15 protein-coding genes are annotated in these 21,635 nt (G+C 71.9%); 9 read left to right on the top strand and 6 right to left on the bottom strand.

The window, feature by feature from the left end:
• The first annotated feature begins 8 nt into the window (after nucleotides 1–8).
• The 5 genes from OG841_RS40720 to OG841_RS40700 are packed head-to-tail and all read left to right on the top strand — an operon-like array spanning nucleotide 9 to nucleotide 8,587.
• Entirely contained in the window at nucleotides 9–2,156 is a 2,148-nt protein-coding gene (locus tag OG841_RS40720; RefSeq protein WP_371569341.1) for a GDSL-type esterase/lipase family protein, read from the top strand.
• Nucleotides 2,157–2,167: 11 nt separating this feature from the next.
• Nucleotides 2,168–3,616 (top strand): alpha-L-fucosidase, encoded by a 1,449-nt coding sequence (locus OG841_RS40715; protein WP_328636802.1) that lies wholly within the window; start codon nucleotides 2,168–2,170, stop codon nucleotides 3,614–3,616.
• On the top strand, nucleotides 3,613–4,566 hold the full coding sequence (locus tag OG841_RS40710; RefSeq protein ID WP_328636803.1) for a hypothetical protein: 954 nt from the start codon (nucleotides 3,613–3,615) through the stop codon (nucleotides 4,564–4,566). The genes OG841_RS40715 and OG841_RS40710 overlap by 4 nt, the downstream gene beginning before the upstream one ends.
• Nucleotides 4,563–5,468, top strand: coding sequence for a beta-glucosidase (locus OG841_RS40705; protein WP_328636804.1), 906 nt, complete (start codon nucleotides 4,563–4,565; stop codon nucleotides 5,466–5,468). The genes OG841_RS40710 and OG841_RS40705 overlap by 4 nt, the downstream gene beginning before the upstream one ends.
• Before the next feature lie 20 nt (nucleotides 5,469–5,488).
• Nucleotides 5,489–8,587, top strand: a complete 3,099-nt coding sequence (locus tag OG841_RS40700) for an alpha-N-acetylglucosaminidase (protein WP_328636805.1) — start codon at nucleotides 5,489–5,491, stop codon at nucleotides 8,585–8,587.
• Between the two features lie 95 nt (nucleotides 8,588–8,682).
• On the opposite strand, the gene OG841_RS40695 is transcribed toward OG841_RS40700, so the two are convergent.
• The gene (locus OG841_RS40695; RefSeq protein ID WP_057609776.1) at nucleotides 8,683–9,360 is read right to left on the bottom strand and encodes a uracil-DNA glycosylase; all 678 of its coding nucleotides are present in this window, start codon (nucleotides 9,358–9,360) and stop codon (nucleotides 8,683–8,685) included.
• Nucleotides 9,361–9,440: 80 nt separating this feature from the next.
• On the opposite strand from OG841_RS40695, the gene OG841_RS40690 reads away from it, so the two are divergent.
• Together OG841_RS40690 and OG841_RS40685 are read left to right on the top strand one after the other, a co-directional pair.
• The gene (locus OG841_RS40690; RefSeq protein ID WP_371569335.1) at nucleotides 9,441–10,433 is read left to right on the top strand and encodes an N-acetylglucosamine kinase; all 993 of its coding nucleotides are present in this window, start codon (nucleotides 9,441–9,443) and stop codon (nucleotides 10,431–10,433) included.
• A 95-nt stretch (nucleotides 10,434–10,528) separates the two neighbouring features.
• Nucleotides 10,529–11,452: a sirohydrochlorin chelatase gene (locus OG841_RS40685; protein ID WP_328636807.1), complete on the top strand. Its 924-nt coding sequence runs from the start codon at nucleotides 10,529–10,531 to the stop codon at nucleotides 11,450–11,452.
• A 77-nt stretch (nucleotides 11,453–11,529) separates the two neighbouring features.
• Here OG841_RS40685 and OG841_RS40680 read toward each other — a convergent pair whose 3' ends face one another.
• Both OG841_RS40680 and OG841_RS40675 read right to left on the bottom strand, forming a co-directional pair.
• Nucleotides 11,530–12,561 (bottom strand): lactonase family protein, encoded by a 1,032-nt coding sequence (locus OG841_RS40680; RefSeq protein WP_328636808.1) that lies wholly within the window; start codon nucleotides 12,559–12,561, stop codon nucleotides 11,530–11,532.
• A gap of 113 nt (nucleotides 12,562–12,674) precedes the next feature.
• Entirely contained in the window at nucleotides 12,675–14,144 is a 1,470-nt protein-coding gene (locus tag OG841_RS40675; RefSeq protein WP_371570971.1) for an FUSC family protein, read from the bottom strand.
• A 228-nt stretch (nucleotides 14,145–14,372) separates the two neighbouring features.
• On the opposite strand from OG841_RS40675, the gene OG841_RS40670 reads away from it, so the two are divergent.
• On the top strand, nucleotides 14,373–14,849 hold the full coding sequence (locus tag OG841_RS40670) for an Lrp/AsnC family transcriptional regulator (RefSeq protein WP_328636809.1): 477 nt from the start codon (nucleotides 14,373–14,375) through the stop codon (nucleotides 14,847–14,849).
• Nucleotides 14,850–14,869: 20 nt separating this feature from the next.
• Nucleotides 14,870–15,559, top strand: coding sequence for an HAD family hydrolase (locus OG841_RS40665; RefSeq protein WP_328636810.1), 690 nt, complete (start codon nucleotides 14,870–14,872; stop codon nucleotides 15,557–15,559).
• A 40-nt stretch (nucleotides 15,560–15,599) separates the two neighbouring features.
• On the opposite strand, the gene OG841_RS40660 is transcribed toward OG841_RS40665, so the two are convergent.
• The 3 genes from OG841_RS40660 to OG841_RS40650 all read right to left on the bottom strand — a co-directional run bounded on the left by OG841_RS40660 (nucleotide 15,600) and on the right by OG841_RS40650 (nucleotide 21,615).
• Nucleotides 15,600–17,015 carry an FAD-binding oxidoreductase gene (locus OG841_RS40660; RefSeq protein WP_328636811.1) on the bottom strand — a complete coding sequence of 472 codons (1,416 nt, stop codon included), beginning with the start codon at nucleotides 17,013–17,015 and terminating at the stop codon, nucleotides 15,600–15,602.
• Between the two features lie 100 nt (nucleotides 17,016–17,115).
• Nucleotides 17,116–19,797 (bottom strand): ATP-binding protein, encoded by a 2,682-nt coding sequence (locus tag OG841_RS40655; protein WP_371569330.1) that lies wholly within the window; start codon nucleotides 19,795–19,797, stop codon nucleotides 17,116–17,118.
• Between the two features lie 699 nt (nucleotides 19,798–20,496).
• A complete protein-coding gene (locus OG841_RS40650; protein WP_365119758.1) occupies nucleotides 20,497–21,615 on the bottom strand; it encodes an endonuclease NucS domain-containing protein in 1,119 nt (372 codons plus the stop codon).
• Nucleotides 21,616–21,635 lie beyond the last annotated feature (20 nt).

The following is a 21,635-nucleotide window of genomic DNA, read 5'->3' as shown; positions in this document are numbered from 1 at the left end:
GAGGAACCGTGTCCGGACGGCTTGAACACCTGCGGGGGCACCGAAGATTCGCAGTCCTGGCCACAGCGCTGGCGGCCACGGTGGCAGCCCTGCTTCCGGTGGCGCCGGCCGCTGCCGAGACCGCGCAGCCGGGTTGGACGGGGACGTGGGCGACCGCCCAACACGCCGCGTACGACCCGGGCACCTCGGAGGTGACGGTGCGGATACCGGTGCGGGTGAGCGCGGGTGGGTCGAGCGTGCGCATCCGCCTGACCAACGACTTCACCACCGAGGCGGTGACGATCGGACACGCGACGGTCGGACTCCGCGATGGCGGTTCCGCCGTCACGAAGCCGCAGAAGCTACGGTTCGGCGGGAAGAGCGGAGTGACGATCGCGGCCGGCGAGCAGGCGGCCAGCGATCAGGTCCGGCTCACCGTGCCCGCCCGCAGCGACCTGGTCGTCAGCCTGTACTTCCCCGGTCGGCTCACCCACATCAGCCAGCACTGGATGGGCCTCCAGACCGTTTACTGGACACCCGACGGCGGCGGCGACCACGCCTCGGACGCCGGCGGGGACGCCTTCACCAAGACCGACTCCACCTTCCCGTTCCTGACCGGTGTCGACGTACAGGGTGGCAACGCGGCGGGTGCCGTGGTGGCGCTCGGCGACTCCATCACCGACGGCGCGGCCTCCACGTCGAACGCCAACCGGCGCTGGCCCGACTATCTGGCGGGGCGGCTGTCGGCCTGCTCGACCACCGCCGGGGTGCTGAACGAGGGCATCAGCGGCAACCGGATCACCGCAGGCGTGGACGGCAACCCGTCGGCGCTGGACCGGCTGGAGCGCGATGTGCTGTCGCAGCCGGGCGCCAGGACAGTGGTCCTCTTCGAGGGCGTCAACGACCTCAGCTGGGGCGGCGCCACCGGCGACCAGGTGATCGACGGCATGAAGGAGTTCGTGCGCCGCGCCCACGAACGCGGGCTGCGGGTGATCGGCGCGACGGTCGTGCCGTATCGCGGCTGGGGCGACTGGTGGACCGAGGCCAAGGAGGCCGACCGGCAGAAGGTCAACACGTTCGTCCGTGACGGCGGTGTCTTCGACGGTTACGCCGACTTCGACAAGGCCGTGCGGGATCCGGACGATCCCACCCGCTACGGTGCCGCGTTCGACTCCGGGGACCATCTGCACCCCAACGACACCGGGATGAAGGCCTTCGCCGACGCGGTGGACCTCGCCGGCCTGCGGGTGGCCCGGGACTGCCCCTCGGCCCGCGTCCGGATCACCCCCTACCGGCCGACCCTGCAAGCCGGTGGCGACGGCACGGAGATCACGTCGACCGTCACCAACACCGGTCCCAGGGCGGTCACTCAGGTCAGCACTCGCCTCGGCCTCCCCGACGGCTGGTCCGCCGAACCGGTCGGCAGCACGAGGACCCGCTCCCTCGCCCCGGGCGACAGCGCCGAGGTCACCTGGACGGTGACGCCGGCGGCCGACGCCATCTGGGGCACCCACGCGATCGGCGTACGCACCTCCTTCGTCCAGGACGGCCGGACACGCCACGACTCCGACAGCGTGGACGCCACGGTGACCCCCGCTCCGTCCGAGGTGCGGGCGCCGTATCTGACGACCGCCACCACGACCGAGATGGCCCAATACGCCCAGAACGGCGACCAGTTCGCCATCTGGGCGGGCGGCCAGGACCTGTCCGGCTGGAAGGACGAGAAGGCGGCGGTCTACCTCGCCGACGCCGCGCCGCCGTCCGGCACGGTGACCGCCCGGGTCATCGGTCAGACCGGCAGCGGCCCGTCCGCCAAGGCGGGGATCGCCGTGGCCAACGACCTCACGGCGCCCGAGGCCGGCGGTTACGCGGTGCTCACCATGTCCGCGCAGTACGGCCTGGAGTTCCTGACCGACAGCGACGGTGACGGGAAGCTCGACACCTGGGCCGGGGGCGGGAGTTCGTACCACCCCGCCTGGCTGAAGCTCGTCCGCGACGGCACCAGCTACACCGCGTACGCCAGTTCCGACGGCACCGACTGGCAGCAGGTGGCCACCGCCACCGTGCCGTCCGCGAGCGGCACCGGCGAGGCGGGTCTGGTCGCGAGCGCGGTCAACCTCAACTACCCCGGTCAGATCACGACCGCACTCTTCGACTCCTTCTCCACCCACGAGTAAGAGGCCCATAGATGGCAGTCAACCGCAGACACTTCATGACCACCGCTGCCGCCCTCGGCGGTGCGGTGCTGCTGGCCCCGCCCGGCACCGCCCAGGCCCTCACCCAGGGTGCGACGGTCGCCGCCTCGGGCATCCCCGACTACCAGCCCACCAAGCCATCCCTCGACACCCACCCGGTGCCGCGCTGGTACAAGGACGCCAAGTTCGGCATCTTCGTGCACTGGGGCATCTACTCGGTGATCGGCGGCGCGACACCGAGAAGCGCCTCCGAGTGGTACCTGTGGTACCAGAGCACCAAGGACAGCGCCGAGTGGAAGTACCACCGCGACACCTACGGCGAGAACGTCACCTACGACGACCTCATCCCCCAGTTCAAGGCCGAGAAGTACGACCCCGACTCCTGGGTGCGACTGTTCGAGCAGGCGGGCGCCGAGTACTTCGCGCTGACCAGCAAGCACCACGACGGATTCGCCCTCTACCCCAGCAAGGTGACGGACCGTCACTCCCTGGCGTACGGCCCGAAGCGTGACCTCGTCGGTGAGTTGATGACCGCGGCCCGCAAGCGCGGCACCGTGCGGCCGGGCCTGTACTACTCGCTCGGCGAGTTCTTCAACCCGGCGATCGGCCGGCCGATGCGCAACTTCTACACCGACCAGGAAATCCCGATGACCGGCTACAAGCCGGTCCAGGACTACGTCGGCGACTACGAGCTCAAGCAGCTGTACGAGATCATCGACCGCTACGACCCGGAGCTGCTCTGGGCCGACGGACAGTGGTTCCGGCCCACCGGCAACCCGCCGTGGCGCAGCGAAGAACCCATGGCCCACTACTACAACCGGGCCAAGAACCGTACGCACCCCAAGGGTGTCGTGATCAACGACCGGTTCGACACCCACTTCGACTTCGCGACGTACGAGCAGCGCACCAACCCCACGATGGACCCCCAGAAGTGGGAATGCTGCATGACCATCGGCTACTCCTGGGGCTACAACAAGCACGAGCCGGACGAGGACTACAAGACCTCCGAGTTCCTGATCCAGCTGCTCGCCGACGTGGTCAGCAAGAACGGCAACCTGCTGCTCAACATCGGCCCCAGGCCGGACGGCACGATCCCCGAGGTCATGCAGAAGCGGCTGAAGGACATCGGCGCCTGGCTGAAGGTCAACGGCCCCGCGATCTACGGATCGACGCCCTGGGTGCGCGCGGAGGAGGAGGGCAGCCCGCTCGGCATCCGCTACACCGTCTCCCCGGGCAAGTTCAACATCATCGTGCTGGGCAGGCCCAGCGGCACTCTCTCGGTGCCCGGCGACATCCCCATCAGCGCCGCGTCCCGGGTTCGACTGCTCGGCACGAGCGGCAGTCTGCGCTGGACCCGCCGCGACGGAAAGATCAACATCACCGTCCCGTCCTCCCTGCCGAGCGACATCGCCAACGTCTTCACCGTCGACTGGGCCCGGTGAGCGGCGTGGGAATCAGCAACGGCACCCGGTTCGACACCCTGGGCCCCACCCTCACCGTCACCACGCAGCCGGCCGAGCCGGCCAGTGGCGACGCGGTCACCGCCACCGCGGTCCTCACCAACGACTGTTCCTTCCCCCTCCTCAACGCCGTGCTCCATCTGATCAACCCCCGAGCCACCACGGCCGCGAAGACCATCCCGCTCGGCGACCTGCGGCCCGGCGCGAAGACAACCCGGAGCTGGCAGACGGCGATCCCGGCCGACGTGGCGGGGGACGTGTCGTTCACCGCGCACGTGGTCTTCGACGTCGATGAGCGCAGCAGCGACTGCGCGCGGTCCTCGAAGACGTTCACGGTGCCCTACGAGCCCAATGGGGTGCGGGACCCGTACCGGACGTTCGCCACCACCGACGACGCGAAGTTCGGCCAGTACGGCAGTCAGTTGGTGATCTGGGCGGGCGGCGCCGACTTCTCCGGCGGCACCGACGAGAAGGGGGGCATCCTCCTTCCCGGCGCCGCCGCCGAGTCGAGCGTGGTGCAGGTCGAGACGGTCAGCCTCACCGGCAGCGACAACCCCACCGCCAAGTACGGGATCGCCGTCGCCAACGACCTGACCGCCCCGGAGAAGGGCGGCTACGCCGTGCTCACCATGTCGAAGTCGTACGGCGTGGAGTTCATGACCGACAGCGACGGCAACGGACACCTCGACACCTGGGCCGGCGGCGGCGTTTCCACCCATCCCGCCTGGCTGCGCCTGGTCCGTTCCGGCACCACCTACACCGCGTACACCAGTATCAACAACCGACTCTCCTGGAACGAGATCGCGAGCGCGACCGTGCCCTCCGCGAGCGGCGCCCTGGACGCGGGCGTGGTGGCGAGCGCCGTGAACCTCAACTACCCCGGGACGACCGTCCAGGCCGTGTTCGACCACTTCACCGTGGAGGAGGCGTGACCGCCTACCGTCCCGAGGAGGACTTCCTCTCGCCGCCCGTCTCCCTCACCGTCACCCCGTCCGCGCCCGAGGCCGGCAAGACCGTGACGCTGACGGCCACCCTCACCAACTCCACCAGGATCGCGCTGCGCGGCACCGTGCTCTATCTCGCCGTGGACGCCTCCGCCGAACAGGACGGCCTGGGCGACCTCGCGCCGGGACGGTCGGTGACCCGCGCCTGGCGGACCCGGCTCGCCGACGACGCGGAGGGCCGGGTCGTGTTCACCGCGCACGCCCTCTTCGACGTGCACCGGAACGGCTCCGACTGCACTCGCGCCACCACCCCCGTCCTGCTGCCGTACCGCTCGCTGCCCAAGGCGTTCGACAACGCGGGGATCTCCACCGAGGGCGCCCTCACCGTCGCGAACATCGACGGCTCGAACTCCAGCCTGTCCGCCGAGGCGCTGGCGTCGGTGGGGCTGACTCCGGGTGCCACGGTCACCTACGAGGGGGTGCCCTTCACCTGGCCGGACACGCAGCCCGGGGCCAAGGACAACGTCATCTCCTACGGCCAGACCGTGCTGCTGTCCGGCTCCGGTTCGCGGTTGTCCTTCCTCGGCACCAGCACCTGGGGCGAGGGCAAGGGCGAGGGCAAGGTCGTCTACGCCGACGGCACCGAGCAGGCGTTCTCGGTCGCCGTCCCCGACTGGTACGGCGCGAACTCCTCCGCCGCGGTGGTGCTGCCCTACCGCCACCTCAGCTCCGGCCGGGACGACAACCCCGTCAGCCTGTTCACGTTCGGCGTCGATCTGACAGCCGGGAAGGAACTGCGTTCCGTCGTCCTGCCCAAGGTCAGCGACGGCATCCAGGAGGGCGCCGCCGCCCTGCACATCTTCGCCATGACGATCACGACGATCAACTGAGCCCTGCCGGAAGGACGTTCATGCACGACAACCGAGGCGACCTCGACCTGCCAGGCGTCACCCGCAGACGGATCCTCACGGGCGCGGTCGCGCTGGGCGGCGCCGCGCTGCTGCCCCTCCCGCAGGGCGCGTACGCGGCCGACGGAGTCCTCTTCGACACCGCGCCCGCCGCGGCCGCGCTGAAGCGGCTGCTTCCCGACCACTACCGGCAGCTCACCCTGCGGGCCGTCAAGGACGGCACCGACCGCTTCCGGGTCACCGGCCGGGCCGGGCAGATCACGGTGGAGGGCACGAGCCCCGCCGTGCTGCTCACAGGCCTCCACACCTACCTGCGGCGGACCGCGCACGCCTCCGTCTCCTGGACCGGCGAGCAGGTGAACCTGCCGCGCATCCTCCCCGCGCCCGCCGCGGCGATCACGGGAGCGGCCAACGTGCCGCACCGCTTCGCCTTCAACGACACCAACGAGGGCTACACCGGCGCCTACCGCGACTGGGACGCCTGGCAGTGCGAGTTGGACGTCCTGGCCGTGCACGGAGTCAACCGGGTCCTCATCTACATCGGCGGCGACGCCGTCTACTACGACACGTTCCGTCAGTTCCGGTACACCGACGCCGAGATGCGCGCCTGGATCCCGGCCCCCGCCCACCAGCCCTGGTGGCTGCTGCAGAACATGTCGGGCTTCGGCGGGCCCATCTCCCGGCAGCTCATCGAGAAGCGCGCCGCGCTCGCCGAGAAGATCATCGACCGGGTACGTGACCTGGGCATGACGCCGGTCCTGCCGGGCTATTACGGCAGCGTCCCGGACGACTTCCCCGCCAAGCACGGCGGGGACGCGGCGGTGGTGGCGCAGGGCACCTGGGGCGCCTTCAAACGCCCCGACTGGCTCGACCCGCGCACCGCGGCCTTCGACGACGTGGCCGCCGCTTTCTACCGTGCCCAGAAGGAGCGGTTCGGCGAGAGCACGATGTACAAGATGGACCTGCTGCACGAGGGCGGCAACGCCGGTGACGTGCCGGTGGGCGAGGCCGCGGGGGCCGTCGAGGCGGCACTGCAGAAGGCCCACCCGGGGGCCGTGTGGGCGATCCTCGGCTGGCAGAACAACCCGGCCAAGGCGCTGCTGGACGGCGTCGACAAGAGCCGGATGCTGATCGTGGACGGCCTGTCGGACCGCTACACCACCGTCACGGACCGGGAGAGCGACTGGGGCGGCACCCCGTACGCCTTCGGCAGCATCTGGAACTTCGGCGGCCACACCCCGATCGGCGCCAACGCCCCGGACTGGGTGGAGCAGTACCCCAAGTGGCGCGACAGGGAGGGCAGTTCGCTCGCCGGTATCGCGGCGATGCCCGAGGGGGCGGACAACAACGCGCCCGCCCTGGCCCTTCTCACCGACCTGGCCTGGACGCCCGGCACCGTGGACCTGGACGACTGGTTCGCCGCGTACGCCCTCTCCCGCTACGGCGGCCCCGACCGGCATGCCGCCGCGGCCTGGCAGACGATCCGCGACACCGCGTACAACATGTCCCGGGCGGACTCCTGGAGCGAGGCACCCGACGGCCTGTTCGGCGCCCGTCCGAGCCTGACGGCGAACAAGGCCGCCGCCTGGGGGCCGGAGAAGGACCGCTACGACACCACGGCGTTCGATGCCGCACTCACCGAACTCCTCGCCGTACGAGTGGAGTTGAGGGACAACTCGGCCTACCGGTACGACGTCGTCGATGTGGCCCGGCAGGTCCTGTCCAACCGCAGCCGGGTCCTGCTGCCGCAGATCAAGGCCGCACACGACGCCGGGGACACGGCCCTCTTCGGCAGGCTGACCAAGACCTGGCTGGGCTGGATGGACCTCCTCGACGACCTGCTGGCCACCTCCGGCCCGCATCTGCTCGGGCGGTGGCTCGCCGACGCGCGCTCCTGGGGCGCCGACCGGGCCGAGAAGGACCGCCTCGAATACGACGTCCGCTCCCTCATCACGACCTGGGGCGGACGCCAGAGCAGCGAGGAGGGCCTGCACGACTACGCGAACCGGGAGTGGTCCGGACTGGTCGGCGGCCTGTACCGCACCCGCTGGCAGACGTACTTCAACGCGCTCGCCACGGGAAAGGACCCAGCGACGATCGACTGGTTCGCCCTGGAGGACCGCTGGGCACACGCGCACGAGACGTATCCGACCGATCCCCACGGCTCCCCGTACGCCCTGGCTCGCAGCGTGCGCGACCTGCTCGCCGGCACTCCCCACCAGGCGGCCCTCACGGCGGGTGTCGACCGGGGAGCGGTGGCCGAGGGCACGCCCGCGACGGTGACGGTCACCTTCACCAACAGGAACGGGTTCGCGGCGGCGCGCGGCGTGACCCTTTCCGTCACCGCGCCCGAGGGCCTGGCGGTGAAGGCGCTCGATCCGGTGGGCAAGGCGTCGGTGGCGTCCGGCGAGACGTTCGCCGCTCGCTTCGAGGTCTCGCTGGCCGGTGCGCCCACGGAACTGGTCGGCCAGGTCGTCGCGTCGGCGGCGTACGCGGGGGGCGGGAAGGCGGTGGCGCCGGTACGGCTGATGGCGGCGGCCGGCGTCGGCGACCCGTACCGCACGGCCTCCTACAACGACGCGGTGTTCGGTCAGGCCGGCGACGAGATCGCCATCGAGGGCGCGGGGGCCGACCTGTGGGGCGGCACCAACGAGTTCGGGGCGGTGTACCGGACGGGCGGGTACCAGGACGGAACGGTGGCCCAGGTCACCGTCACGTCCCAGGACGCGTCCGGGGGCTGGGCACGGGCGGGCCTCATCGTCCGCAACGACCTGGGCTCCCAGGGGAGCGCGGGCTATGTGAACCTGGCGATCACCCCGTCCAACGGCTGCGCGCTGAGCTGGGACGCGGACGGCGACGGCCGTTTCGACTCGATCGAACTGTCGGGCTCCTTCACCGCGCCGGTGCGGCTGCGGCTGACCAGGTCCGGCGCCTCGTACACCGGTGAGGCGAGTACGGACGGAGTCAGCTGGACGACGGTGGGCACGGCCACGCCGTCAGGCGCGGCCGCCGCACAGGACGTCGGGGTCTTCATGACCGCGGCCAACGGCTGGACCGACGGACGGGGCATCGCCACGTTCGACGGATTCACGGTGACCTGAGCGCGGCGACCGCGACGCCCGCGGCCGGCATTCCCGGGCGTACGCGGTCACGAGACGGCGGCCCGACCCCCCCTCCACCGCACGGTCGAGGGGGCCTACGGCAGTCGCCAGTCCACCGGCTGGGCACCCTGGCGAAGCAGCAGGTCGTTGGCGCGGCTGAACGGTCGCGAGCCGAAGAATCCGCGGTCGGCCGACATGGGCGAGGGATGAGCGGACTCAATGGCCGGAAGATCCCCCAGCAGCGGCCGCAGATTTCGCGCGTCACGCCCCCACAGGACCGACACCAGCGGCTTCCCTCGAGCGGCAAGCGCCCGGATGGCCTGCTCGGTGACCTCTTCCCAGCCCTGGCCGCGGTGCGCGCCCGGCTTGCGCGGGGCCGTCGTCAACGCCCTGTTGAGCAGCAGCACACCCTGCTCGGCCCAGGGCGTCAGATCCCCGTTCGACGGCCGGGGCAGCCCCAGGTCGGAGTGCATCTCCCGGAAGATGTTCTCCAGGCTGCCCGGCAGGGAACGCACCTCGGGCGAGACGGCGAAACTCAACCCGATCGCCATCCCCGGCGTCGGGTAGGGATCCTGACCGACGATCAGAACGCGGACGTCGTCGAACGGCTGCTGGAAGGCCCGCAGGACGTTCGCCCCGGCCGGCAGATAGGTCCGGCCCGCCGCTATCTCGGCCCGGAGGAAGTCCCCCATGGCGGCGATGCGTTCGGCCGCGGGCTCGAGAGCCTTCGCCCAGCCTGCTTCAACAAGTTCGTGCAAGGGTCGTGGTGCCACGGCGTGTCACTCTACTGGCAGGCGCCAGGGCCAAGCACACACTCGTATATGGATGCCGCATCACCGGGAAGGCGGGGAGCTTGTCACTTCACGGGACCGGTACGGGGGAAGGGTTCCTCGCCGTCGACTCCGGCGGCTCCGGACTGCGGGTCCTCGTCGGCCTCCCCGGCCGGGGGAACACGGCCCCGCGGGAGTCCCGGGTGCCCGTGCGGACGGGTGCGCGCGGGATCGACCCGGGGCACCTGATGGAGCAGCTGACCCCCATGGTGCGGGCGTTGCTGTCCGAGGCCGGAGTGACCGGACTGGACACCGCCGTCGTCGGGGCGGCCGGTCTCGCGACCCTGGGCGATGCGCTGCGGGCCGAGCTTCCCACCGCGCTGGAGAGGGAGTTCGGGGTCCGGACCGTCGCGCTCGTCGCGGACGCGGTGACGGCGTACACCGGCGCTCTCGGCCCGCGCCCGGGTGCGGTCGTCGCGGCCGGTACGGGTCTCATCGCGATCGGCACGGACCTCGAGTCCTGGCGCCGGGCGGACGGCTGGGGTCATCTGCTGGGCGACTGCGGGGGCGGGGCGTGGATCGGGCGGGCCGGGCTGGAGGCCGCACTGCGGGCCCATGACGGGCGGTCCGGCGGCTCGGTGGCGCTGCTGACCCTGGCCGAGGAGTCGTTCGGACCGGTGCGGGAGCTGCCCGGCAGGCTGTACCCGCGTACGGACCGGCCCGCCGTGCTCGCCTCCTTCGCGCCCCAAGTGGCGGCCTGCGCCGGGAGCGACCCGGTCGCCGAGAGGATCCTGCGCGAGGCGGCCCGGCACATGGCGGACTCGGCGGCCGCGGTCTGTCCGGCGGAGGGCGAGCCGCATGTCAGCCTCACCGGTGGCTTGTTCAGGATGGGTGCCGCCCTCGTCGTACCGCTGGAGGAGGAGCTGAAGCGACGTCTGCCGCACGCCCGGCAGGTCACGGCGGCGGGCGGACCGCTGGAGGGATCCGTACAGATCGCCACAGAACTGGCGCGGCGTTCGCTCACCCTTCCGAGTGACGAGTCGATGTTGTACGTGGTGACCCCAAAGAGGGGCTGAAGCGGACGTAACTCATCAGACAAAACCGGACGGATACCGCTCACCTGCACCCTCCCCGAACAGGGGAGCCCCGGAAGCCAGTAACATGCGTCGCCATGAGCTCCCCCACTGGGCCCGCGTCCGGCCTGCCAGTACGAATGCCGCGACCTCGCCAGCCCGGGCGGCACCGCCGACCCGAGCCCTTGGCGGCTCCCGAGGGCGCGCCCGCGCTCGTCCTCGCGGTTCCGGGCACGCCCGCGGCCGCCACGCGCAGCCTTGCCGAGGAGGTCGTGAGCATCGCCCGCTCCGAGCTCCCCGGCCTGGACGCGCGCATCGGGTACCTCGACGGGGACGACTCGGAGTTCCCCACGCTTCAGGCCGTCCTGATCCATGCCGCCGAGGAGCGCGCCGCCCGTTACGAGCAGGCCAAGGCCGCCGGGATGGACGTCAAGGAGCCCGACGGCCCCGTCGCCGTCGTGGTGCCGCTGCTCGCCGGTCCGGACAGCGCGCTGCTGCGCCGGATCCGCCAGGCGGTGATGGACAGCCGGATCGCGGCCGACCTCACCGATGTGCTGGGCCCGCACCCGCTGCTCGCCGAGGCGCTGCACGTCCGTCTGTCGGAGGCCGGGCTGGCCCGTGCCGACCGTGCTCGCCTGTTCGCCGTGACGACCGCCGCGGACGGCATCATCCTGGGCGCGGTGGGCGGCGAGGAGGCCGTGCAGGCGGCCGGGATCACCGGCATGCTGCTCGCCGCGCGTCTCGCCGTGCCGGTGATGGCGGCGGCGCTCGACCAGGACGGCTCGATCGCGTCCATCGCCGATCAGCTGCGGTCCTCCGGTTCGCAGCAGCTGGCGCTCGCGCCGTATCTGATAGGGCCGGAGATCGACCCCGCCGTGATCGAGGAGGCGGCCAAGGAGGCCGGCTGCTCCGCCGCCGAGCCGCTCGGCCCCTACCCGGCGATCGGCAAGCTCGTCCTCGCCAAGTACACGACCGCGCTGGGCATCGCCCCGCAGCAGGCGCAGGGCGCACCGGTGCGCTGAGCGCCCCCCTGCGACCGCGTCACCGAAAGGGCCCGCTCCATCCGTCGGAGCGGGCCCTTCGGTGTGCAGCCGGTGGATCAGTCGAAGACCACGCAGGACGCCGCCGGGACCTCGATCGAGCCCTCGTACCTGGGCAGGCCGGTCGCCGGGTCCACCGCGAACCAGGTCACCTCGCCGGAGCGCTCGTTCGCCACGTACAGGAATCCGCCGGACTCCGCGAGGGCCCGGGGCCAGCGGCCGCCGCAGATGACCGTACCGACCAGCCGCAGGTCGTCGCCCTCGACGGCGAACGTGGACAGGACGTCCTCACCCCGGGTGGCGGTCCACACGAAACGGCCGTCGGGGGACGTGACGACGCCCGAAGGATAGGCGTCGCCCTGCGGGGCGCCCGCCAGCACAGGGATCTCGCTCAGGGGCTTCAGGGAGCCCTCCTCGGCGTCCCAGCGGCAGCTGATGAGGGTCGGGGTGAGTTCGTTGAGGACGTAGGCACGGGTCCCGTCGGGATGGAAGGCCAGGTGGCGCGGGCCCGATCCGGGGCGCAGGGCGACCTCGCGGTGTACGTCGAGCGCACCGTCCGTCAGGGTGCACACCCGCACGGAGTCCGTGCCGAGGTCGACGCTGACGATCCACCGCCCGCTCGGGTCGGGCTGCACGTGGTGGGCATGGGGGCTCTGTTGGCGGGGCGTGTGCGGGCCCGAGCCGGTGTGGCGCAGCACGCCGGAGGGGGCACCCGCGAGGGAGCCGTCGGCGCGCAGGGGCACGGTGGTGACGCTGCCGGAGCCGTAGTTGGCGGTCAGGACGTGTCCGGCGTGCACGGCGAGGTGCGTGGGCCCGTTCCCGTCGACCGGCACCGGCGGGCCGGCCGGCTCGGGCCGGTCGCCGTTCACCCGGTACGCGGCCACCGCGCCCTCGGCCGTCTCGCTGACCGCGTAGAGCACGTCCCCGCGGGCCGACAGCGCCAGATACGACGGATCGGGTACGCCGTTCAGGCCGCTCAGCACCTTCAACGCGCCCGTGTCCGGGGCCACCGCCGCCGTCACGATGCCGGGGCCTCCCGCCGCCGTGAACGACCCGATGTAGGCCCGTCCCCGCCCGCCGCCGTCTGCCACAGTCGTCCCCTCTCGGTCTGTGCCGTTCGGGGCGACGGTAGCAGTCGATCAGCACCGGTCTAGACCAGCTCCGGTCATCTTCACGAGGACGTCACGGGCATGGCGGCGTGGGTTCAGGCTCCCACCAGCGGTGAGCCGGTCGGCGTGCGCAAGGGCGCGGCCAGCTCCGCGAGCGCCCTTTCCAGTCCGTGCAGATGAGTCAGGGCGGGTTCCTCGGCCAGAGGGCGGTCCGCCACCGGGAAGTCCCTGCCGTCCGTGAGGGCCTCCACAGCGGCCTCCACCCGCCGACACGCGGCGGTCAGACGGGCGTCGTGCGAGGCCTCGGGGTCGGCCGCGACGGTGACCAGGCCCCGGATCTCCCAGGCGCAGTCGTCGAGGAGGGCGAGGACGCGGCGGGCGCGGCGCTTGCGGGCCGGCATGGGGTTGAGGGGGTGGACCAGCGGGGCCACCGAGAGGCGGACCCGGCCGAGCAGTTGCTCCAGTTCGGTCACCCGGACGGCCGGGTCGGCGCCCGGCACTCCCGCGAGGCGGGCGGCGGCCTCGGCGGTGCAGGCGTGGACGCAGCGCAGGGCGCGCCGGATCCAGGCGTCGGTGACGGCGTGGGTGGTGATCGGCAGGACGAACAGCACCGCGAGGACGGCCCCGACCGCGCCCACGCCGGTCTCCGCGAACCGCAGGGCCAGCAGCCCGGGGTTCAGGACGCCGAGAAGGCCGTAGAGGAGCTCGGCCAGCAGCGTGACCCAGAGCATCATCCACGTGTACGAGACGGCGGCCGTGTAGAAGATGCCGAAGACGCAGACGGCGAGCAGGACGGCCGTGGGCGCCGGCGCCCCGTGCAGCGGTAGGGCGACGAGCAGGCCGAGGCCGATCCCGATCACCGTGCCGAGGACCCGGCGGAAGCCGCGCACCAGGGTCTCGCCGCGCGAGGTGGTGTTCACGAAGATCCACCAGGTGGCGCCGACGGCCCAGTACCAGCGCTGGCCGGAGATCAGCTGGCCGACGACGAGGGCGAAACCCGCGCCGGCCATGGCCTGGACCGCCTGGCGGGTGGTCGCACGGGCGAGGCCGGTCCCGGCGGGCGGGGCGGGCACGGGGGCCGGGGGGAGCCGGCGCTCGTAGCACCACAGGCCGAAGCGGACCGCGGCGGCGGTGAGCACGGACAGCAGGACGGCGGCGTAGAGCTCGGGCAGCTGGTCGGTGGTCGCGTGCCGGAACTGCGCCACGAAGAAGGTCATGAACGCGAAGACGCCGAGGCTGTGCCCGCGTGGGCCCCAGCGTCGGGCGTACACGCCCGCGCCGACCACGGCGAGGAGGACGAGGTCGCGGGCGACGGGGTGGTCGTGGAGCCCAGCCGCGGCGGCGAGGACGGGCAGGCCGACGGCGGGCAGCAGGGCGGTGGTGAGCGCCTGCCCGCGGACGGTGGCGTCCGTGACGGTGAACAGGGCGAGCAGCGCGGCGAGACCGCCGGTGACGGCACCGGCGAGCGAATGTCCCGCGAGGCCGCACACCACGACCGCGAGGCCGATGCCGAGCACCGCCCGCGCGGCGAAGCGCAGCCGGGTCCGGCCCGGGTCCGCCGCCATGAACGCCCTCTTCAGCACGTACCGCCCCCTGAAAGTCTTGGACACCGGCTGGACACCGGCATGGAAAAGGCGCCGCGGGGTCCGCAGCGCCATCGACGGGCTCATTGCAGCATCCTTGCCACTGTCGGCTCAAGTGACATCGCATATGCTGGGCCATCGGCACAGTGAAAGCGGTCCTGGAGCATCCACCGGCGGGCCAACGGACCATGGACGAGGAGGCCGCACGCCATGGCCGTGGACGAGCTCGACACCCGCATCCTGCGACTGCTGCTGGAGCGGCCACGGACGAGCGTGCGGGAGTACGCGCGGATCCTCGGGGTCGCGCGGGGCACCTTGCAGGCGCGGCTCGACCGGCTCGAGCGGGACGGGGTGATCACCGGTACGGGGCCCTCGCTGTCGCCCGCCGCGCTCGGTCATCCGGTGCTGGCGTTCGTGCACATCGAGGTGACCCAGGGGCGGCTCGACGCCGTGGGGGACGCGCTGGCCGCCGTGCCGGAGATCGTCGAGGCGTTCTCGATCGCGGGCGGCGGGGATCTGCTGACGCGGGTCGTGGCGCGGGACAACGCGCATCTGGAGGACGTCATCCAGAAGGTGATCAGCCTGCCGGGAGTGGTGCGGACGCGGACCGAGGTGGCGCTGCGGGAGCGGGTCGCGTACCGGCTGCTGCCGCTGGTGGAGTCGGTCGGGCGCGCTGCCCGGAGTTGATCTTTGACATCCTGGGGGCCATGAGCAGGCTCAGCGGCATATCGGTCATCTTCGATCTCGACGGCACGCTCGTGGACAGCGAGCCGAACTATTACGAAGCGGGTCGGCAGACCCTCGCCGAGCACGGCGTCCCGGACTTCACCTGGACCGACCACGAGCGGTACGTAGGGATCAGCACGCAGGAGACGGTCACGCGGTGGAAGTCGCTGTACGGGCTGCGGGCGTCCGTGCCGGAACTCCTCGCGGACAAGAACCGGCGCTATCTGGAGCTGGCCCGCACCGCCACGCGCGCGTACCCCGAGATGCGGAAGTTCGTGGAGCTGCTGGCCGGTGAGGGCGTGCCGATGGCGGTGGCCTCGGGGTCCTCTCCGGAGGCCATCGACGCGATCCTGGCCGGGACGGGCCTCGACGCGTATCTCCGTACGACCGTCTCGGCCGACGAGGTCGCCCACGGCAAGCCCGCGCCGGACGTCTTCCTGGAGGCGGCCCGCCGGCTGGGTGCCGACCCGGCCGACTGCGTGGTCCTGGAGGACGCCGCCCCGGGCGCCGCCGCCGCGCACGCCGCCGGGATGCGCTGTATAGCGATCCCGTACGTCGCGGCGCAGGCCGACGCCCCGGAGTTCGCCCGCGCCGGTCTCCTCCTGCGGGGAGGCCAGGAGGAGTTCACGGCACGGGCGGCTCATGACTGGCTGGTGCGGAACCGGGGCTGACGGCACAGCGCCCGTCCCCGGCTCCGCCGAGCGACCCGCGCTACGGTCGCGCCCCGTGCGAGGGCTTCGGAGCCGGCTGGATGTTCTGGTTCAGGCGGAACACGTTGTCCGGGTCCCGGTCGGCCTTGATGCGGGCCAGGCGGTCGTAGTTGCCGCGGTAGCTGGCGCGGACGCGTTCCTGGCCCTCGTCCATCATCATGTTGACGTAGGCGCCGCCCGCCGAGTGCGGGTGCAGGGCGTCGAAGTAGTCGACGGTCCACCGCTTGACCAGCTCGGCGTTGGCCGGATCGGGGTCGACGCCGGCGAAGACGGAAGCCCAGTTGGCGTGGCGGTAGGCCCAGGGGGTCTCGTCCTGGCCCACGTCGTGGGCGGCGCCGTCGATCGGGTAGAGGTGCATGGTCGACTGGACGGTCGGCACCTCGGCGCCGAACTTGGCGTGCAGCTGGACCGCCTCGTCCGGGATGGTCTCGACGAAGTCGGCCCGCCAATACCACTGGTGGCCGGGCGGGTAGAGCCCGTCGAACATGGCCTGCAGGTCGGGGTGCTGCATGACCATGGGGGCGTGCAGCAGCGGCGCGGGCAGGGCGTCGAGCAGCGGGGCCATCTCGCGTGCCGCGGCCTCGGTGTCGTCGCCGGTGTAGCACCAGACCACGCCGGCCGTCTTGCGGAGCTGGATCTCCTCGGGGAACGGCGGGGCGGGCGGCACGGTGCCGTGCAGGAAGAACCCGCCCAGCTCGCGGGGCGCGTTCAGGATGAACTCCCGGTAGGCGGAGAGGACTTCGGCGCTGTCCTCGACGGGCCAGAAGGTCGGCCCGGCGATCACCGTACTGATCTCGTGCAGCCGGAAGACGAACGAGGTGACGACGCCGAAGTTGCCGCCGCCGCCCCGGATCGCCCAGAACAGGTCGCTGTTCTCGTCGGCGCTCGCCCGTACCCGGCGGCCGTCGGCCAGGACGACGTCGGCCTCCAGCAGGTTGTCGATGGTCAGCCCGCAGCTGCGGGTGAGGTGGCCGAGCCCGCCGCCGGTGGCGATGCCGCCGACACCGGTCGTGGAGACGATGCCGCTGGGCGTGGCCAGGCCGTGCGCGTTGGTGGCGCGGTCCACCTCGCCCCAGACACAGCCGCCGCCGACCCGCACGGTGCGCGCTTCGGGGTCGACCCGGATGTCCTTCATGGGTGACAGGTCCGCGACCACTCCCCCGTCGACGGTGCCGAGCCCGGCGCCATGGTGCCCGCCGCCGCGCACGGCGAGGGGAAGGCCGTGGGCGCGGGCGAAGCCGATCGTGCGGGACACCGCGTCCGCGTCGGCACAGCGGGCGACGAGGGCGGGGTGCTTGTCGATCATCGCGTTGTAGACGGTACGGGCCTCCTGGTAGCCGGCGTCCTCGGGGCCGATGAGCTCCCCGGTGAATCCGGTCAGTTCACGACGTGCGGCCTGGGCGGGCGTGCTGGACATGAAGTCCCCCGTTTCCGAATCGGGTAGATTCGTCCGTTCTACTCGCGTCACACCGCAGCGGGTATCCGTGACCGTCACCCAGGTCGGCGCTCCGGGATACCTAGGTCGGGGAGCCGCCGGGCAGCAATCCGAGCTCCGCCGCGCGCACGGCGGCCTGGCGGCGGCCCGGTGCGTCGAGTTTGTCGAGCACCGCTCGCACATGGTTGTCGATCGTGCGGACCGACACGACGAGCCGGGCGGCGATCTCCGCGTTGGTGAGCCCTTCGGCGAGCAGCCGTATGACCTGGAGCTGGCGATCGGTGAGGCCTGCGGGGTTCTCGCGGGTCGCGGCGAGGGGGCCGCGCGGGACGTGGCGCACGCCGAGCCGTCGAAGCTCGACGCGCAGCAGGTGGGCCGCCGGTTCGGCGCCCAGTGCGTCGAAGGCGGCCAGGGCCTCCAGCTTGGCGGCGGGTTCCGGGCTCTCGGCGAGCGCGGCGGCATGTTCGTAGGGACAGCCCGCGGCCTGCCAGAGCGCCGCGGCCCGGCGCCACTGCCCGCGCGCCTGCAGGGCGTACGGATGGTCGGAGTCGTCCGGTGGGACGCGATGACCCGCCTTGGTGAGCCAGTAGGCGAGCTCGGGCCGGTGGGGGGCACCGGGCAGCCGGCTCGCCTGGGCGTGGACGGGTGCGGCCGCCTCGATCACCCCTTGCGCGTCCCCGCGCAGCCAGGCCGACTCCGCCCGCGCCACCGCCACCGGTCCGGTGCGCTGCAGTTCCTTCGTCCCTACGGCGATCTCCCAGGCCTCACTGAGGAGTTCGTCGGCGCCGGGGCGGCCGCGCCGGATGCGGACCCTGGCCAGGACGGTCAGGGCGGGACAGCGGGCCGGGATGAAGTCGTGCATGCCGTACTCGGCGTGCTTCTCGGCGTCGTCCCAGTCGGCGGCGGCGAGCCTGCGCATGGCGAGTTCGACGTGGAGGTAGTTGAGGAACCCCAAGTGCTCGGCGCGGTCGGCGAGTTCCATCGCCGGGGGCAGGAACCTGTCGGCCTCGTCGTACTGGAGGTTGTCGAGCAGGGTCCAGATGATGTTGGCGTAGGAACGGCAGGCGTGCTCGACCTCGCCGGCGGCGAGCGCGACGTCGAGGCTCTCCTCCAACTCCGCCCGCCCGCCGGGGTCTCCGGAGCGCCAGCGGGCGGTGCCCACGTTGTTGAGGGCGTGCGCGAGGATCGCCGGGTCGTCCGCCTTGCGGGCCAGGGTGATGGCGCGCTCGCCGTGTTCGACGGCCTCGGCGTAGCGCTCGGACAGCATGCGCAGCTGGGCGGTGTTGCTGACGGCAAGCGCCAACAGGCGGTCGTCGCCCGCGTGTTCAAGCACCGCCACCGCCTCTCGGGCGGCGTCCTGGGCCTGGTCGGCGTTGCCGGCCCACCAGTGGATGCGGGACAGCCAGCGCAGGTCGGCGCCGAGGGCGAGGGTGTCACCGAGGGCGCGGCGCAGGGCGACGGCCTCGCGCTGGGCGGCGACGGCGGCGGCCGAGTCGGCGATGGTGTAGCTCTCGACGGCGTAGCGTTCGAGCAGGTCGGCGAGTTCGGCGGGGGCGTAGCGGTGCCGGTCGCGCAGGACGAGCCGGAGTTGGGCGGCGGCCTCGCGGTGGGCGCCCGTGGCGGAGGCGTCCTTCGCCGCGTCGGGGCCGTAACGGGCGATGGCGTCCTGGTCGCCGGCCTGGGCCGCATGGTGGACGATCCGGGCGGCGTCGGATCCGGGCCGGGCGACCAGAGCCGCGAGAACGGCCCGGTTGAGGCCGATGCGGCGGGCGGCGGGCAGGGAGTCGGCCACGGCCCGGCGGATCAGCTCGTGCCGGAACGCCACCCGTTCCGGCGTGACGGTGAGCAGACCGCGCTGCTCGGCGGCGGCCAGGACGGACACCCCGTCGGTGAGCGGGCCGTGGTGGTCCGCCGCCGGGGCGGACACCGCGGTCGCGCGCGGGCCGGGTTCCCGCGGCGCCGCCGGGGCGGACGCCCCGTCCGTGAGCAGCGCGTCGACCAGCTGGCGTTCCACGGCCGAGGGAACGACGGCCAACTGCTCCAACGCGTCCACGGTGGCGCCGGGCAGACCTCGCAGGCGGGCGAGCACGGCGTCGACGACGGTCGGGGGCACCCTGCCGGTGCCACCGGCGGCGACGATCTCGGCGACGAAGAAGGGGTTGCCGTTCGTGACGGCGTACACCTGGGCGGGGTCGACGCGGCCGGCGCTGAGGAAACGTACGGCGTCCAGGGACAGGCGGGACAGCGGCAGCCGGTGCACGCGGGGCGCCCGGGACACCTGGCCGAGCAGATGCCGTAGGGGGTGTTCACGGCTCAACTCGTCGTCACGGTAGGTCAGGACGAGCAGGGCGGGCAGCCGTTCCATCCGCCGGACCAGGAAGCGCAGGGCGTCCAGGGAGGCCTCGTCGGCCCAGTGGACGTCCTCGACGACGAGTACCGCTCCGCGTAGTTCTTCGAGCAGAGCCTCGTGGACGCGATGGCGGTCGCCGCCCTCCGTCACGGCTCCGGCGAGTTCGCCGCCGACGCTGCCGATCAGGTCGCGGAAGGGGCCGAGGGGCCTGCGGGTGTCGAGGTCGTCGCACTCGCCGACGAGGATCCGGGTGCCGTCCGGCAGATGGCCGGGAAGGGCCTTCACCAGGCTCGACTTGCCGATACCGGCCTCTCCGAAGACGAGCACCACGGATCCGGCCCCGTCCGCCGCCTCCCGCGCGGCCGAGGCCAGTCGCGCCAGCTCGGGCTCCCGCTCGAGGATCCCCCGGTCCACGCGCCCGATTCTGCCACCGGGGGCACCGGAACGCCCCTGTTCCACTGACGGTCCGACTCGCTCGGCACGTCGTCGAGCACGTCGTCGAGGTCGGCTGCGGTTCGGCAGGGACGGAGGGGGCGCGCCGCATCGGCGTACGGCTTCGCGGGGCGAGGGAGCGGGGCGCGAGGGCTGGGCGCGATGTGCCGCATCCTGGGTGGCGGCCGGCTCGCTCACCCCGGCGAACGGCCAGGCGGTGGCAAACACGGCACGGGAGGCGACGTACCCCCTGACCTCCCGAGTGAACTCCCCCAGGGCGCGGGCGTCTTCCAGGCGCTTGGCCGCAGGTCCGAGTCCTGCCGGAGAGGCAAGTCCCCGCCCTCCCATCGGGAGGGCATTTTTGCAGGTCAGAGCACGTTCCGCGCGCCATGGCGAAGCCCCGGAACCTCCCCCTACGTGCATGGGGAGGTTCCGGGGCTGCCCGGCTGTCACCGGGATTTCGCGGGTGGCTGTGTCGCATACGTGTCGAAGTTTTCGGCGAGGGACGTGTCAGCCCGCACCGGGCGGCTGGGGGGAGATCCCCCGCGGCCTCATGGGGCGGGGTACGCGGAGTTGGATTGTTCCGGACGGGCTCTGCGGGGGAGGCCGAAGACGTGCGTCTGCCGCCGTCACGTGTGCGGCTGGACCGTGGGCTGATGAAGTGGAGCCATGACGCTGCTGTCAAGCGTCAGGGATGCCTTGTTCTATGCCGAAGTGGCGGGAGACCTCTTCGATCGTGAAGCGGGCGCGGAGCTTACAGGCGGAGTTCTGGTTGGCGAAGAAGCCCGTACGCCACAGTGCCTCTTCGCGCGGCACGACCCGCTCCCAGGTAACCGGGACTATCCACTCACGAGGATCTTCCCCATCCGTCGCTGCCTCCTCAGAGCGTCGGTACGTGCCCTCCAGCGGGAGATCAACCAGCCGTCGGCTTTCACCGTCGATGCTGAGGGCGGCGTCCTCGAACGGTTGCGGTTCGCCGGAGACCGTGCCGACGCCCACATAGCCCACCTTGGGGATGTGCGTGAACACCCGCGCGCCAAGGGGCAGGGACCGAATCGTCCGTGAGAACCACTCTCCACCGCCGGCCGAAACGAATCCGTAGTTGAGGGCGTCGCCCCAGTTCCGGCCACCGGGCTCGTCGCCGAAGGACACGTACCAATCCGTCCCGTTCCACGGCTCCTGCTTCCCGCGTCCCTTCGACCCAGTCGACGGCGCCACGGCCTCGACCTCGTCGATCAACCAGGTGCGTGCCAGGTAGGAACGCCCCTCGTCCTCAAAGTAGCGGAAGAAGAGCACGTTGACCGGAACCTGGAACCCAGACGCCAGGTAGGTGACGATCCGCTCCGTCGCCGCATCAATCTCACTCGCGACGATGGTGAGAGCGTGAGTCGAGTTGAGCGCCTCCGGCGGAGTGCCGCCGAACCGCAGCGCGAACGCCTCGTCCAGCTCCTCAGCCAATCCCCTGCTGCGGGCGTAGGACGCATAGATGTCGCGTATCTGGTCGTTGGTGAGCTCCTGGACCCAGGAACCGTAGTCGAGAACCTGAGCCACCACCTCACGAGGCGTGCGATCCCGCTTGAGCTCCAGAACGTGCAGGCTCCCCTCGGCATCCATGCCCAGCAGGTCGACGACCTTGCCATGCTGCGTGAGCACCTGCCGGCCGATCAGCAGCAGCGGATGCCCCAAAATGCCTGGATCGGCCTCGATGAGTTCCTCAAGCCGAGACTCCAAGGGCATCGGCCGCGTAGCGACTCGCACCGGCTTGTCGTCCACCCTCCACAGTCCGAACTCCAGCGGCATCGCAGCTCCCCCTCCGCTCA

The organism is Streptomyces canus, assembly GCF_041435015.1.
GTDB lineage: Bacteria > Actinomycetota > Actinomycetes > Streptomycetales > Streptomycetaceae > Streptomyces > Streptomyces canus_G.
This window is presented reverse-complemented; position numbering and strand designations above follow the sequence as displayed.